The following is a 264-nucleotide window of genomic DNA, read 5'->3' as shown; positions in this document are numbered from 1 at the left end:
CGTTGTCCAGTGCCACCCGTGTTAGGGTGATGGGATACGGCGTGGAGAGATCCAGCGGACCGCTATCTTCCTCTTCTTCAACCTGTTCAGAAGGGGGCATTTTTTTGCTGTCGATATTGACCTGGATGTTTTTCAGCGCCAGATCATTAATACAAACACTGCTGTTCCACAGGCACTCAAGCCCGACCGCCAGATGCAGATTGCCTGCTTTTACCGCCACGCCTGGCTGCTCATAACGAACGTCAGACAAGGTGAGATCGCGCC

General features: G+C 53.4%; 1 protein-coding gene. It reads right to left on the bottom strand.

The features are described from left to right. Nucleotides 1–264, bottom strand: a 264-nt coding sequence (locus SB772_RS42010; protein WP_410838774.1) for a hypothetical protein, incomplete at both ends; no start/stop codon positions are given.

This window comes from Paraburkholderia sp. SIMBA_030, assembly GCF_046535245.1.
Classification (GTDB): Bacteria; Pseudomonadota; Gammaproteobacteria; order Burkholderiales; family Burkholderiaceae; genus Paraburkholderia.
Note: the sequence above shows the minus strand (reverse complement) of the source record. Positions and strands in the feature narration are given on the sequence as shown.